Annotated in this window: 12 protein-coding genes; 2 read left to right on the forward strand and 10 right to left on the reverse strand. The window is 70.7% G+C overall.

Going from position 1 to position 14,535, the window contains the following annotated elements:
• Positions 1 to 607: LLM class flavin-dependent oxidoreductase (locus ABZ342_RS43455; protein ID WP_360486334.1), on the reverse strand; the 607-nt coding region annotated here is incomplete at its 3' end.
• A 96-nt stretch (positions 608 to 703) separates the two neighbouring features.
• On the opposite strand from ABZ342_RS43455, the gene ABZ342_RS43460 reads away from it, so the two are divergent.
• Positions 704 to 1,501 (forward strand): HAD family hydrolase, encoded by a 798-nt coding sequence (locus tag ABZ342_RS43460; RefSeq protein ID WP_155549417.1) that lies wholly within the window; start codon positions 704 to 706, stop codon positions 1,499 to 1,501.
• Here ABZ342_RS43460 and ABZ342_RS43465 read toward each other — a convergent pair.
• The 3 genes from ABZ342_RS43465 to ABZ342_RS43475 all read right to left on the reverse strand — a co-directional run bounded on the left by ABZ342_RS43465 (position 1,498) and on the right by ABZ342_RS43475 (position 6,682).
• Positions 1,498 to 2,226 (reverse strand): lysophospholipid acyltransferase family protein, encoded by a 729-nt coding sequence (locus tag ABZ342_RS43465; protein WP_360486337.1) that lies wholly within the window; start codon positions 2,224 to 2,226, stop codon positions 1,498 to 1,500. The genes ABZ342_RS43460 and ABZ342_RS43465 overlap by 4 nt on opposite strands.
• A 1,166-nt stretch (positions 2,227 to 3,392) precedes the next feature.
• Positions 3,393 to 4,982 (reverse strand): hypothetical protein, encoded by a 1,590-nt coding sequence (locus ABZ342_RS43470; protein WP_360486340.1) that lies wholly within the window; start codon positions 4,980 to 4,982, stop codon positions 3,393 to 3,395.
• Positions 4,979 to 6,682: a glycosyltransferase family 87 protein gene (locus ABZ342_RS43475; protein ID WP_360486343.1), complete on the reverse strand. Its 1,704-nt coding sequence runs from the start codon at positions 6,680 to 6,682 to the stop codon at positions 4,979 to 4,981. The genes ABZ342_RS43470 and ABZ342_RS43475 overlap by 4 nt, the downstream gene beginning before the upstream one ends.
• 163 nt (positions 6,683 to 6,845) lie before the next feature.
• Between ABZ342_RS43475 and ABZ342_RS43480 the strand changes: the two genes are divergently transcribed.
• Complete coding sequence (locus ABZ342_RS43480; protein WP_360486346.1) at positions 6,846 to 8,732, forward strand: DUF6541 family protein; 1,887 nt, start codon at positions 6,846 to 6,848, stop codon at positions 8,730 to 8,732.
• 77 nt (positions 8,733 to 8,809) lie between these two features.
• On the opposite strand, the gene ABZ342_RS43485 is transcribed toward ABZ342_RS43480, so the two are convergent.
• From ABZ342_RS43485 to ABZ342_RS43510, 6 genes are all read right to left on the reverse strand, one after another.
• Positions 8,810 to 9,778, reverse strand: coding sequence for a lysylphosphatidylglycerol synthase transmembrane domain-containing protein (locus ABZ342_RS43485; RefSeq protein WP_360486348.1), 969 nt, complete (start codon positions 9,776 to 9,778; stop codon positions 8,810 to 8,812).
• Between the two features lie 108 nt (positions 9,779 to 9,886).
• Positions 9,887 to 11,128: an acyl-CoA reductase gene (locus tag ABZ342_RS43490; RefSeq protein WP_360486351.1), complete on the reverse strand. Its 1,242-nt coding sequence runs from the start codon at positions 11,126 to 11,128 to the stop codon at positions 9,887 to 9,889.
• Positions 11,125 to 12,177 (reverse strand): acyl-protein synthetase, encoded by a 1,053-nt coding sequence (locus ABZ342_RS43495; protein WP_155548481.1) that lies wholly within the window; start codon positions 12,175 to 12,177, stop codon positions 11,125 to 11,127. The genes ABZ342_RS43490 and ABZ342_RS43495 overlap by 4 nt, the downstream gene beginning before the upstream one ends.
• Entirely contained in the window at positions 12,174 to 13,568 is a 1,395-nt protein-coding gene (locus tag ABZ342_RS43500; RefSeq protein WP_155548480.1) for an AMP-binding protein, read from the reverse strand. Before ABZ342_RS43500 ends, ABZ342_RS43495 begins: the two co-directional genes overlap by 4 nt.
• Positions 13,565 to 14,296 carry a glucose 1-dehydrogenase gene (locus ABZ342_RS43505; RefSeq protein ID WP_155548479.1) on the reverse strand — a complete coding sequence of 244 codons (732 nt, stop codon included), beginning with the start codon at positions 14,294 to 14,296 and terminating at the stop codon, positions 13,565 to 13,567. The genes ABZ342_RS43500 and ABZ342_RS43505 overlap by 4 nt, the downstream gene beginning before the upstream one ends.
• Complete coding sequence (locus ABZ342_RS43510) at positions 14,289 to 14,531, reverse strand: acyl carrier protein (protein WP_196425827.1); 243 nt, start codon at positions 14,529 to 14,531, stop codon at positions 14,289 to 14,291. Before ABZ342_RS43510 ends, ABZ342_RS43505 begins: the two co-directional genes overlap by 8 nt.
• Positions 14,532 to 14,535: the final 4 nt, after the last annotated feature.

A 14,535-nucleotide genomic window follows, 5' to 3' on the forward strand; every position in this document is an offset into this window, starting at 1 on the left:
TCTCGTCCTCGGTCTTGCCGCCCCGGCCCGTCGTGACCCAGCCCGCGCCGAACCGCGCGGCCAGGGTCATCGTGCGGGGGCCGTTCGCCGCGACCACGAACGGGAGCCGCGGGCGCTGGACCGTGCCCGGCAGGTTGCGGGCCTCGCGGGCCCGGTAGTACTCGCCGTCGAAGTCGAACTTGTCGGTCATGAGCAGCCCGTCGAGCGCCTCGACGAACTCCGTGAACCGGTCGGCGCGCTGCTTCGCCGTCAGCTCCGGCGCGCCGAGCACCGCGCCGTCGTAGTGCTGGTGGTCGACGCCCGCGCCGACGCCGAGGACGAACCGGCCGTCCGAGATGTCGTCCAGGGTGGTCAGCTCGCGCATGAACGGCACCGGGTGCCGCGCGACCGGGGACGCCACGAACGTGCCCAGCCGGATGCGGGACGTCACCATCGCCGCCGCCGTCAGGGTCGGGACCGCGGAGAACCACGGGCCGTCGACCAGGTTCCGCCAGCCCAGGTGGTCGTACGTCCACGCGTGGTCGAAGCCGTATTCCTCGGCGGCACGCCACTTCGGCTCGGCGGCCCACCAACGATCTTCCGGGAGAATCACGATGCCTACTCGCACACTGCCGGACCGTACTGGTACCCACCGACAATCGCTCGGATGGGGACGAGGGCACCCGAACGTGTCAGGGACAATGGCGGGGTGGAGAGACCTCAGTTGATCGCGTCCGATGTCGACGGCACCCTGCTCGGCCCCTCCGAATCGCTCAGCGCCCGCACCATCGCGACCGTCCGCCGGGCGATCGAGGCGGGCGTCCCGTTCGTGCTGGCCAGCGGCCGTCCGCCGCGCTGGATCGCGCCCGTGGCCAAGCCCCTGGACCTGACCGGGTACGCGGTGTGCGCGAACGGCGCCGTCCTGTACGACTGCGGCCGCGAGGAGGTCGTCGCGGTGCACGGGCTGCTGCAGCCCGAACTGCTCCACGACATCGGGCACGCGCTCGACAAGGCCGTCCCCGGCTGCCGGCTGGCCGCCGAGCGCGTCAGCACCGACGCCGACCACGAGATGCGCAGCTTCGTGATCGAGCCGAAGTACCACAACCCGTGGGGCGACGGCGAAGGCCGCACGGCGCCGCGCGCCGAGGTGCTCGGCCACCCGGCGATCAAGCTGCTGGTCAGCCACATCGGGATGTCGTCGGAGGAGATGGCGGACGCGGTCAACGCGCTGTTCGACCGCGAAGTCGACGTCACCTACTCGTCGTCGGGCGGGCTGGTGGAGCTGTCCGCGCACGGCATCACGAAGGCGACCGGCCTGGCCGACGTCGCCGAGCGGCTGGGCGTCGCGCAGGAGGGGGTGATCGCCTTCGGCGACATGCCCAACGACGTCGAGATGCTGCGCTGGGCCGGCCACGGCGTCGCGATGGAGAACGGGCACCCGCGGGCGCAGTCGGTGGCCGACGAGATCACCGGCCCGGCCGGAGAGGACGGCGTCGCGCAGGTCCTCGAGCGCTGGTTCTAGCGCCGGTCGAGCTCGGCCGCCTCGGCCGGGGTCGGCGCGGTCCCGCCCAGGTGGGCGGGCAGCCACCAGCGCTCTTCGGCGGACGCGGGCTGGTCGGGGTAGTCGGCCTGGGCCCGGTCGAGCAGCGCGCTCATCCGGGTACGCAGCTCCTTCGTCACGACGTCCCAGTCGTCACCCTTGGCCGGGTGCATCGGCTCGCCGATGAGGATCGAGACCGGCACGTGCCGCCGCGTCAGGTCCTTCGGACGGCCCTTCGTCCACAGTCGCTGGGTGCCCCACAGGGCCATCGGCACGACCGGGACGTTAGCCGCCGCGGCCATCCGGACGGCGCCCGACTTGATCTCCTTGACGGTGAACGACCGGCTGATCGTGGCTTCGGGGAAGACGCCGACGACCTCGCCGGCCTGCAGCTTTCCGAGCGCCTCGCGGTAGGACGCCAGCCCGGCGGAGCGGTCGACGGAGATGTGGTGCATCCCCCGCATCAGCGGCCCGGCGATCTTGTTGTCGAAGATCTCCTTCTTGGCCATGAACCGCGTCAGCCGCTTGGCCGGGCGCGCGCCGAGGCCGCAGAAGATGAAGTCCAGGTAGCTGACGTGGTTGCAGGCGATGACCGCACCGCCGTGGCGCGGGATGTGCTCCGCGCCCTCGATCGTGATGCGGTTGTCCAGTACCCGGAACATCGTCCGGGCCGCTCCGATCACGGGCGGGTACACGAGGTCGGCCATCGCGCCAGGTTACGCGACCGTAGGTTCTTGACCGCCGTTCAGCGGTGAAGGCCACAAACCGGGCGAAGCTCACGCCGAACGAACGACCACTAGGCTTTCGGCGTGGGGACAGTGATCGAATCGCCTGTACGACGAGCCGGCCACCGAGTCGCGGTGTACCTGGGCCTGGCCACGGTGACACTGCTCAACCTCATCTCCTACGCCCCCGTGCAGCCGAACGCGCACGAGAAGGCGTGGGGCGACGCCGCCGAGTACTACGCGATGTCCGTGCAGACCGGCGCCCAGGTCGACAACCCGTTCGCGCTGCGGATGCTCAGTCCGTGGCTCGTCCACACCGTCAACCGGTTCACCGGCATCTCCCTGGATTCCGTGTGGCTGGCGTTCACGTTCGCGCTGGTCCTCGCCGCGGCGATCGTCTTCTTCGAGTTCCTCTGGGTCCGCCTGAACCTCCGGCTGTACACCTCGGCGCTCGCCGCGACCGCGCTGGCCTGCACGTTCTGGTACGCGCCGTACGCGTTCAGCAACCCGTACCTGGTCGACCCGCTGAACAACCTGCTCTACCTGGTCGCGCTGTGGCTCCTGTTCGACCGGCGGCTGATCTGGTTCGCGCTGGTGATCGTCGTCGGCACGATCAACAAGGAGACGACGCTGCTGCTCGCGCCGCTGTACCCGCTGGCGGCGTGGACGCGGACGAGGTCGCTGCGCGACAAGCAGGTCATCGGCGGGCTCGTCGCCGTCGTGGTCGCGGGCGGGCTGTACTTCGCGTTCCGGCTGTGGGCCCAGTCGCTGATCGGCGGCGACTACGGCTTCGGGGCCGGGCAGGCCAACAGCGGCCTGCTGAGCAACATCCGCTTCGCCCTGTCTTCGAACAAGGGCGTGGACCAGGCGGCCCTGTACAGCACGTTCGGCTTCTTCTGGCTGATCTTCGCCTACGGCCTCTACCGCGAGTACCGACGGCAGGGCACCCGGAGCCTGCTGCTCGTGTCCAGCGTCTGGCTGGGGCTGTGCTGCCTGGCCGGCCGGCTGGTCGCCACGGACACCCAGCGCGTCTTCGTGATGCTCGCGCCGCTGGTCATCGGGCTGGTCGCCGTCGTGCTCGACCGGCACCGCGGCGAAGCCCGGCGCATCTGGGTCGGCGTGGTGTTCTTCCTGTACTTCGCGGTGAACTACAAGCTGGCGTCGTCGTCGACGATCTTCCTGGTCGGCTTGGCCGGGCTGCTCGTGTTCGTGCTGCTCGAGGTGCCGCCGTTCTGGCCGAAGCCGCCGGCGAAGCGGGTCGGGCAACACGACGTCGACGGCCCGCCGACCGAGGAGTTCCTGCCCCACCGGGGCTCGCTCGACCGCGACTGAGGCAGCGCCGCCAGCACGAGGGCCAGCAAGATCGTGAAGAGCGCCACGGACTGGTGCTTGACGCCCTCGATGCCGTCGCCGAGGGCCGCGGCGCCGAACTGCGTCAGCGACACGGCGAACAGAAAAGCCAGCACGACCCCCAGCGCGCCACGACGCCGCGTCCACGCTCTGACCAGCACGAACAGCCAGATCGGCACCAGCGCGAACAGGCCGAGCGGGCTGAGCAGGCCGGTCAGCCACGACACCACCGGCACCCGGTACTCCTGCGCGTGCGGCGCGAAGCCCGCCTCCTGGTCGAAGCTGCCGAGGTAGTCCGGGCGAGCGGTGAGCTGGTCGGTCGCGGCCCGGTTCAGCACCTCCAGGGTCCGGCCGGGGTGGCTCGCGAAGTACGCGACGACGTTCTCGCGGGTCATCTGCCCGCGGTAGCGCTGGTACAGCGGATCCATCGTCGCCGGATGCGGGTGCCACCAGCCGTTGCCCGCGTACTGCGCGAACGACGGCGGCAGCCCGAGCTCGGCCAGGTCGGCCTGGGTGTCGTGCTTCCCGTCGACGATGTTCAGGAAGATCGAGTTGAACACGTTGATCTCGCGCGAGTCGTCGCCCGGGAACTCGCTGTACGTGCCGTCGGGCGCCCGGGCGGGTTCGACGCTCTGCTGCGCGAGCAGCGTGACGCCGCCGAGAGCGCCGACGACCAGCACCGCCGCCGCCCACCGCTTCGGCCCGCGCAGCGCGCCCGGCCGGACCAGGAACACCGCGAGCGCGAGGATCGGGAGGATCGTCAGCGTCTGGACCTTGGCGTTGACCGCGAGCACGCCGCCGGCGAACGTCACCGCCATCCCCGCGTAGCTCCACCGGCCCTCGCGCGCGGTCAGCAGCAGACCGCCGGCGATCAGCAGCAGGCCCAGGAAGGCGGCGCCTTCGCCGAGTATCGCGGCGAAGTACCCGAAGAACGCCGAGTCGGCGACGACCAGCAGCAACCCGGCCGCCGCGGCCAGCCGGACGCGGCGGGAGCACGGAAGGCCGAGCACGATCGCGGCGATCGCCGCCGCGGCGACGAGGCTGCTCAGCAGGCCCAGCACGACCAGGCTGAGCGTGCCGGGCAGACCGATCAGCCTGCCGATCCGGACGGCGAGGTCCGCGAGCCAGCTCTGCGTGAGCAGGTAGGTCGGCCGGCACGGCGGCACGCCGGGCGCGGGCGTGTACGCGAGGTGGACGAACGCCTCCGGCAGGCCCTTCCAGGTGATCCCGGCGCCGCAGAGCACGCGGCCGCCGTCGCCGTTGTTGGACATCGCGACCGGGCGCGGCACCAGGAACCGCAGTACGAACAGCGCGAACGACGTCCCGAAGACCCCGATCCCGAGCTTCGCTTCGGCACCCAGCCGGCGTTTCGGGACCTCGAGCTTCACGAAGGACAGGGTACGTAGCGGAAGTCCGGGCCCTTGTCGAGGTCCGCGACCACCGACTTCGCCTGCTCCGCGCGCGGGTACACCGAGACCCAGTAGGGCGTGCCGACGCGGCGGAACGTGGCGACCTCGTACTTGCCGGCGTAGACCGGGTCGATCGCGCAGTGCTGGCGGTCGGCGTAGCCGCTGTCGGCGGGCACGGCGACGGTCGGGCGGCGGCCGTTGACGACGTAGTCGTAGTCGGTCGCGATGCCGCCGTCGTAGCGTCCCTCGCGGGCGATGTGGTCGTCGGTGCGGCCGAGGACGTCGACGATGAGCAGCTGCCCGCCGTGGGCCGCGAGCGCGCCGGGTGCGGAGCCGCTGACGACCGACCCGGGCGGCAGGTACCGGCCGAGCCAGCCGCCGATCTCGCTCAGCTCGGTGCCGTGCGCGCGCCAGTCGCGTACGCGGTCGAGCATGTCGGGGCTGAACACCGAGACGAGTACCGCGATACCGGCGAGCCCGCAGGCGGTCACCGGGACGAGCCGGGTCGCGGCGGCCCACGCCCTCGGCCGCGGCGACGGCTTCGTGCCGGCGTCGACGGTGAGCACGCCATACGCGCTGACGGCCGCCACGGCGATCAGCGGCGGAACCGGGGCCAGCAGCCGCCACGACGGCCCGGGGTCGCCGCCGATCAGCACCGCGGCGGTGGCGACGACGGCCGCGATCGCGAACAGCAGCCAGATCAGGGCGCGGGCTTCGACGGCTGCGACAACCGGGGCTTCGCCCTGGGCCGGGGGCTCCGCCACCCGGAACCCGGGTTCGGTGCGACGCAGCAGCAGCGCGACCGCGGCGACCAGGCCGAGCAGCAGGAAACCCTGGTGCGCCAAGGCGAACCCGGACAGGTACGGCCAGCCGGCGGCGACCTGCGAGCCGAACGGCCCGCCGAGCTTCACGGCCAGCGGCGCGGGGACGAAGTGCTGGTAGAACGTCGCGCGCCAGGCCAGCCGCGGGATCAGGAACACGAGCGCGCCGAGGACGTAGCCCACCGGCGCCCACCAGCTGTGCTTCTTCTTCAGCGCGGCACCGGCCAGCCAGAGACCGCCCAGCACGGCGACCACCAGCCCCTCCGGGCTCGTCATCACGCAGAACGCGGCGAGCACGCCGGCGACCACCGGGCGGCGCGCCGCGAGCGAGTAGCAGACGGCGAGGAGGAGCAGCACGAACAGCGGGACCTCGGAGCCGGACGGCCCGTAGACGGCGAGGCCGCCGGCGCTCGCGGTGAGCACCGCCGCGGCGACGCCGATCGCCGGCCGCGGCTCGGGGTCGGCTGCCGCGACGATCCGGTTCACCAGGAGGTAGGCCACGAGCACGCACCCGAGCGCGGAGAGGACGCCGAACGCGACGGCGGCGGTCTGCACGTCGACGCCGAACGCGGCCCGCGGCAGGGCGATGAGAATAAGCCACAGGAAGTTCGTGTATCCCTCGACGCGTTCACCGGGGTTGAAGACCGGGCCGTTTCCGTCGGCGATGTTCTGCGCGTAGCGAAATGAAACGAGCGCGTCCTCGGTGATGGTCGCGAACAGCAGCTGGTGCAGCAGCGAAAGGCCGAGGGTCAGGGTGAGGACGAAACCGCGCCAGCCGCGGTCGGTGTCGAGCCGCGTCCAGGTCAGGACCACGATCGTGGCGAGGACCAGCCACGCCACCACGACCGCGTAGACCACCCGGCCCCCTTGTGAAGATCGCTCCGCCCGGCGTCAGTCAAGCAGGGAAACGCACGCGTCAATATAACCCGTTCGTGTATCGCGAAGAGACATTCGCGAATCGTCCCGATCGGACTGCTCACCCCGCGGCGGCCGACTGATCGTTGTCGGCTTAGTCTCCAGCGTGCTCTCCGTCTGCGTTGCCATTGTCGTCATCGCCGTCCCGGGCCTCCTGACGGGACTCGCCGCGGGAGTGCGCGGCTGGGCCCTGGCCGGCTTGGCGCCGCTGCTGAGCTACGCCATCGGCGGGCTGACCGGGCCGTGGACGGCGGCGGTGGGATGGTCGTTCACGCCGGTGACCTACGCGGTTTCGACCGTCGTGTTCGTCGCGATCGCCTATGGCGTCCGGAAACTGACCGTCCGGCGCTGGGCACCCGAGCCGGAACCGGGGTTGTGGGACCGCCGCGGGCACCTCGCGGTGGGCGCGTGCCTGCTGTTCGGGGCGGCGGTGGGCGGCTACGCGACGCTGCGCGGCCTGGGCCACATCGGCGCGCTGCCGCAGGGCTTCGACGCGGTGTACCACGGGAACGCCGTCCGCTACATCGCCGACACCGGCGACGGCAGCCTGTTCGGCACGGGTCACGTGAACTGGTACGGCGACGCGGCGCCGGTGTTCTACCCCAACGCCTACCACCTGCTGGCGGCGGTGACGAACCGCCTGAGCGGGGCGTCGATCCCGGCGACGCTGGACGCGAACACCCTGCTGCTGCCGGGTTTGCTGGCGTTGTCCCTGGTGACGCTGGTCCGCGAGTTCCGCGGCCGCGCGGTGCTGGCGGGCGCGGTGGCGCTGACGGCGGTGGCGCCGGTGATGGGCGTCTACGAGTCGATGGACCGCGGGCCGCTGCTGCCGTTCGCGCTGGGCGTGACGCTGACCCCGCTGGCGGCGGTGGCGTTGCGGCGGTACCTGGAGCGCGTCGCGCCGGACACGGGCTTCGTGCTGCTGCTGGCGGCGGTGGGCTTGCTGTGCATCCATTCGTCGACGTTGTTCGGCGGGATCCTGTTCGCCGGCCCGTTGCTGGTCCAGCGCTGGCTCGAGGACTGGCGCCGGATCGCCCGCGACCTCCTGGCGCTGCTGCCGATCGCGGTGGTGTCGTTCCTGGTGGCGTGGCTGCAGCTGTTCGGGGCGTTGGGCCTGGCGACGAGCGACCTCCCGTACTACGGCTGGCCGAGCGAGTGGCGCGCGTCGACGGCGCTGGGGGCGTTGCTGGGGTTCCAGCACTTCGAGGCGCACCCGCAGGTGTGGCTGTCGGTGGCGCTGTTCCTGGGGATCGTGTTCTTCGCGCGGGCGGGATCGTTGCGCTGGATCGGCTTGACGGCGGGGGTGACGGGCCTGGCGTACATGGCGGTGGCGTCGTCGAACGCCCCGCTGGTGATGGCGCTGTCCCGGCCGTGGTGGGACGACCCGTACCGGTTCTTCTCGATGGCGGCGATCCCGTTGTGCGTGCTGGCCGCCCACGGCTTGGCCTCGACCCAGGCGTGGTTGCGCGACCGGCTGCCCGCCCGCGTGCCGGCGGTGGCCGTCGCGGTGGTGGTGCTGCTGGGTTTCACGGTGCTGACGAACGGCTTGTACTTCCGGTCGAACGGCGCCCGCGTGTACACGGGTTACCAGGCCGCGGACCCGTCGAAGCTGCACGTGACGCCGGGCGAGGAAACGGCGATGGAGGAGCTGGGCAAGCTGGCCGCCCCGGGCGAGTGGGCGATGAACGACCGCTTCGACGGGACAGCGTGGACGTACGCACTGTCCGGTGTCCGCACGGTGGCGGCGCATTACGACCAGACTTCACCGCCTTCGGACGCCGTATTGCTGGCTCAGCGTTTCCGGGATTACCGGACTGACCCTGTGGTGCGGGCTGCGGTCCAGCGGCTGAATGTCCATTGGGTGATCCTGGGTGATCCGGTGGCGGCTCCGGAACCGCCTTATCAGCCCGGGTTGATCGGGCTGGCCGAAGAGCCGTTCTTGAAGGAAGTCTGGCGCAATTCGGACGCGGTGATCTACCGGCTGGTCGCCTGAAGCGGCGCGGCAGCCGGAGTTGTCCACATGTGCGTAACGGCTGTGGACAACTTGGGGACAGCGGGTGGACAACCCGCTCAGGCGGGGGTGACCGCCGGGCTGGTCGAGCGGGCCGCTACCGCTGCCAGGCCCGCCGTCAGCAGGTCGGCCACCGTGAACATCACCCGGGACGCCACCGCGAACGCCGTTGCCTGGCCGACCGTCAAGCCGCTCGCCGTCAGGACCGCTACCTGGGCCACCTCGCGGACGCCCACTCCGCTCGGGAGGATGAAGGCGAACGTCCCCACCGTCATGGCCACCGCCATCGCGCCCACGCAGAGGACGAAACCGCTGAAACCGGGCGTTCCGACCGAGTTCGCCAGGAGCCACAGGTGGATCCCCTGCAGGCACCACGCCGCCGTCGAGGAGCCGAAGACCTTGCCCACCACGCGCCAGCTCAGGGGGTGGGCCAGCGGGGGGCGGCGCAGCAGCTTCAGCACCAGGGACGTGCCCCACGTCAGGATCTTCGGGTGGAGCATCGCCAGGCCGACCGGGATCAGGACGAACAGCCACAGCGCGCGGGGGCTGTTGCTGAACACCGCAGGCGCCGCCAGGAGGGACACCACCAGGGCCGACACCACGCCCACGCCCAGCTGGATCAGCGAGCCCGTGAAGATCCGGGCGCGGGCGAGACCCGCTTTGCGGCCCAGCTCCATCTGCAGCAGGTACGCCCAGACCGACCCGGGTACGTACTTGCCGAGCGAGCCGACCAGGCAGATCTGGGCTCCCCTGGCGTAGCCGATCGGCTTGCCCAGGTCGTCGACCATCACCTGCCAGCCCCAGGTCGACACCATGATCGCCGCGACCAGGGCCGCCAGGCTGAGCAGCGACGACTGCCACGCGACGTCGTGCAGGGTGCGCCAGAACTCGCCCCAGTTGGAGGCCAGCTGCTTCGCCGCGAAGCCGATGACCAGCAGGATCGCGACCCATCTGACGACGTCGAGGATCTTCGCCTTGGCGGACTTCGGCGGCTTGCCCGCGGCGGGCAAGTCCTCAACTGTCGTCATCGACGGTTCTCCTCAGGTCTGAGGCTTATTCTGGTTAGGCCGCCGCGGGCCGCCCGCACGGTGCTGATCACCGCAGAAGTCATGCGGCGGCCGACGGCTGAATAAGCCTCATTGCACCGTGACCAGGCGGCTGAATTCGGCCAGCAGATCGTAACCGTCCCACACCGCGGAGAACGTCAGGGCCGAGCCGAACGGCACGATCCGGTCGACGCCGCGGCCCGCCAGCTCGTGCGCGAACGCCGTCAGCTCTTCGGCCGTGAAGCCGAACTGGCCGACCGTCTGGTCCTTGCGGAGGACGATCGGCACCAGGTCGGACAAAGTGGACACCCGCGCGTTCGCGAACGTGCCCGCGCCGAGCCATTCGCGGGGCAGGACCGCCGGGTCCGCGAGCTCCAAGGTGGCCAGCCCGTTGCCGTCGAACGCGATCTCCTTGACCAGCCCGTCGACCGCCGCGCCGTACGCCGAGACGCGCTTCTGGACCGCCATCGCCGGCTCGGTGACGTGCTGTTTCGTCGCCAGGACCGCCGCCAGCAGTGTGCGGAACTCCTGGCCGGCGGCCTGCGCACCCGCGGCGTCACCGACCCAGAACACCGCGCGCGGGGACGAGCAGGCGGCCTGGTCGAACCAGTACGAGTCGTTGTAGAAGCCTTCGGCGGCCGCGCGACGCTCCGCCTCGGACGCCCGCTGCCAGCCCGCCACCGACGCGATGGCGAACGACGAGCGGTCCGGGAACGTCAGGTCACGCGCGTGCGGCGCCAGCGGGTACTTGCGCAGCGCCGCGACCGAGCCGTCGCCACCCCAGATGACGCGCAGGTCGGCGGCCAGGGACAGGGCGCCGCTCACCTCGTCGCTGCGGTCGTAGGTCACCATGCGCTGGGTCGCCGTGATGGCCGCCGCCACCGAAGGGTCCACTTCGGACAGTGCGGCGTTCAGCGCCTCCAGCACCGCTTCGGCGGCACCCGCGGAGCGCGACGACACCCGCACGACGTTGTGGTTGCCCGCCAGCGCGGACAGCGCCCACGAGTAGACGAAGATCGTGTCGACGTTCGCCGGCGGCACGTGGAACACGAGCCCGCGCGGGAACCGCAACGCGCCGCCCGTGGTGTCCAAAGTGGACAGTGCCTTGGCGATCTCGCCCTTGCGCAGGAAGAAGCCGAGCGACGCCAGCTCCGGGAACCGGCGCGCGGTGGCCGGGGCCAGCAGCTTGCGGGCGAACTTCGTGACGAACTCGACGACGCGCGGGTCGCCGACACGCAGCCGGCCACCCGGCGGCTCGGCGCGCAGCTCGGAAACCAAGTCACCGACCGAAACAGCGTCCGACAAGGGAAAACGCTGGGTCAGAACGCTCATGCCGCCGCTCCCGAGAACGTGTCCGAGCAGCCGCGGGCCTCGGCCTTGGGCAGCCGGCCGAGCACGGAGAAGTGCTTGCCCGGCCAGTCGCCGTCGTCGATCCCGTTGTAGACGCCGAGGTCCTCGGTCAGCAGCACGTGGCCCGGGTACGACCGCGGCAGCGTCGAGACGACCTCGATCACGCCCGGCTTCCCGACCGGCTGCTCTTCCCACGTCTCCGGATCGCGGATCACGACGTCGGCGAAGTCCGGGCAGTACAGCGAGTTCCCGGACGGCCCTTCGAGGAACACCGTGCCGATCTGCTCGATCATCCCGTAGTAGTTGTGGATCCGGGTGAGCCCGGTGTCCTCCTTGAAGCGCCGCCGGAACTCGGTGTTGTCGACCGCGCGATCGATCAGCTTCTTCCAGCCACCGGAGTGGATGAGGATGCCGTTCGACAGGTCGAGACCGTTGTCCCGCGCGACCTCGTACAGGTACTGCCACACCATGAACGTGAAGCCGAAGATCAGGAACGGCTTGCCGCCGTACTCGGCCAGGAACTTCTTGACGGCCTCGACGTCCGGCCGGTCGTTCTCGTCGAGCACGTACGTGTGCTTGCGGCCGAAGTTCGCCATGCCCAGCACCCCCGCGCCGCGCGCGGAGAACGAGCGGCGGTTCTTGATGATGCCGATCGTGTCGACCATCAGCATCGGCAGCCGCTCCCCGCCGAGGACCTCCTGCAGGGTCGCGCCGAGCTGCTTGGTCTGCGCGCCCGCCGCCTCCTTGTCCAGGTAGATCCGCGACGCGCCCGCGCCCGTGGTGCCCGACGACGTCAGGGTCTTGAAGACCTCGCTGTCCGGAACCGACTTCAGGTCGTGCGTCTTGAACATCCGCACCGGCAGCCACGGCAGGTCCGCGATCGTGGCGAAGTCGGCGTTCGGCGCGATTCCCAGCGACGACAGGATCCGCTCGTAGCCTTCGGAGTTCGCCCGGTGGTGGGCCGTCAGGTCGACGAGTTCGGGCAGCAGCAAGGCCTCCCGGTCAGCCTGCGACCGAGTGAACACGCTCATACCTTCGCCTCCAAGGACCGGTAGTCGATCTTTCCGCTGGCCAGCAGCGGCACGGTGTCGATCGGGCGGACGTCGAACCCGCTGACGTGCAGGTGCAGCCGCTCGGACAGCGCCCGCGACGCGTCCTTGCAGATGTCCTTGTCGACGCCCTCGGCGAACAGCACCACCTTGTCGCCGGCGGGCACCGCGGCCACCACGTCGATCCCCACCGCCGCCGCGCGGGCGGCGTTTTCGAGGTCGTCGAGGCTGACGCGGTTGCCGAACACCTTGCCGATGCGCTTGAGCCGCCCGGTGATGAACAGGTACCCCTCTTCGTCGAGGTACCCGAGGTCACCGGTGGCGAGCACGCCGGCGTATTCGTCGCCCTTGGCCAGGCCGGACTCGTCGTCCGCGTAACCCAGCATCACATTGGGCCCACGGTAGACGACCTCACCGACAATTTTCGGGTGCGTGGTCTCCGACCCGTCGTCGCGACGGACGGAGAACTTCCCGCCCGGCAGCGCCGGCCCGGCGGAACCGAGCTTTTCGGCCAGTCTTTCCGCGGGCACCGTGGTCATCCGCGGCGCGGCCTCGGTCTGGCCGTACATGACGTACATCCGGCCGTCGACGGCCAGCATCTTGTCGTTGAACTCGGCGATCAGCTCGTCGCGCAGCTTCCCGCCGGCCTGCGTCAGCGTGCGCAGCGTCGGGTACTTCGCGGGGTCGAACTTGAGCCGCCGCAGCATCTCGTAGTGGTACGGGACGCCCGAGAGGGACGTCACACCGTAAGTGGTCACCGCGTCCCAGAAGCCGCGGCCGAGCACGCCGGACGGCTCGATCACGACGGTCGCGTCGCGCACCAGGTGCGAGTTCAGGACCGAGAGCCCGTAGCTGTAGTGCAGCGGCAGGCACGTCGGCGCGACCTCGTCGGCGTCGATGTCGAGCACCTGCGCGATGGCGTCGGCGTTGGCCAGGATCGCCTGCCGCGAGAGCCGGACGAGCTTGGGGTTGCCGGTCGACCCGCTGGTCGGGAGCAGCACGGCGAGGTCGGGGTGCGGCGTCACACCGTCGGCCGACGAGCGGACCCAGTCGGACCCCTGCGCGGTGTACCCGTCGGGCGCGTCCCCCGAAGCCGACAGCACGGCCGCCGGCCGGAAGCGTGAGACCAGCCCGGCCAGCACGTCGGCGTCCAGCGCCGGGTCGATCAGCGCGATCGCCCGGCCGGACTCGAACGCGCCCAGGTAGGTCAGCACGCTCGGCAGGTCGACCGACATCCGCGCGAACACGACGCCGACCGGCAACGCGGCCAGCTCTTCCATCCGCTTGCCGACCTCGGCCGACAGTTCCGCGCCCGCCAGCGTGCGGCCCCCGGCCACGTCCACCAGCCGAGCTCCCGCACCCAGCAAAGTCACAGCACCAAGCCTCCGTCGACGCCCAGCACCTGTCCGGTGACGAAGGAAGCTTCATCACTCACCAGGAACCGGATCGCGTTCGCCACGTCTTCCGCCCGGCCGAGCCGCCCGAGCGGCGTCTTGCCGGCGTTCTCCGCCTTCGCGTCCTCGCTCAGGCCCGCGGTCAGGTCGGTCTCGATCACGCCCGGCGCGACCGCGTTGACGCGGATGCCGGACCGGCCGAGTTCCTTCGCCGCCGACTTCGCGATGTTCGCCACCGCCGCCTTCGACGCCGCGTACACCGTCTGACCAGCGCTTCCGTACTCGCCGACGATCGAGGCGAGCACGACGATCGAGCCGGTCTTCTTGCGCATCATCGCCCGGGCCGCGGCCTGGACGGTGTGCAGCGTGCCGGCGACGTTCGTGCTCAGCGTCGTGTCGACGAGCTCCTCGCGGATCATCCCGAGGAGCGCGTCTTCCATGATCCCGGCGTTCGCGACGACGATGTCGAGCTTGCCGTGCTCCTTCGCGACGCCTCTGACCAACGAAGACACGGCCTTCGCGTCGGTGACGTCGAGCGCGAGCCCGGCCGCCGCGCCGGCCGCCGAAGCGGCTTCCTTGGCGCGGGCCTCGTCGCGGCCGGTGAGCACCACCGTCGCGCCCGCATCGACCAAAGCGCGCACGGTGGCCAAGCCGATCCCCCGCGTCCCGCCGGTGACGAGCGCGACGCGACCGGACAGATCAGTCATTCTTCGCCTGCAGCTCGGTCACCATGTCCACGGCGACCTTGAAGCTCGACATGTCGATGACCTGGTCGGTGTCGAACTCGACGTCGAACTCGTCCTCGATGGCCGCGACCAGCGCCATGTGGCCGACCGAGTCCCACGCCTCGAGGTCGCGGTACTTCAGGTTCTCGACGTCCACGTCAGCGTCGAGGTCCAGCGCCTCGACGAAGACCTCGCGCAGCTTGGGGGCAACCGACATAGCC

This window comes from Amycolatopsis sp. NPDC005961 (assembly GCF_040629235.1).
Classification (GTDB): domain Bacteria; phylum Actinomycetota; class Actinomycetes; order Mycobacteriales; family Pseudonocardiaceae; genus Amycolatopsis; species Amycolatopsis camponoti.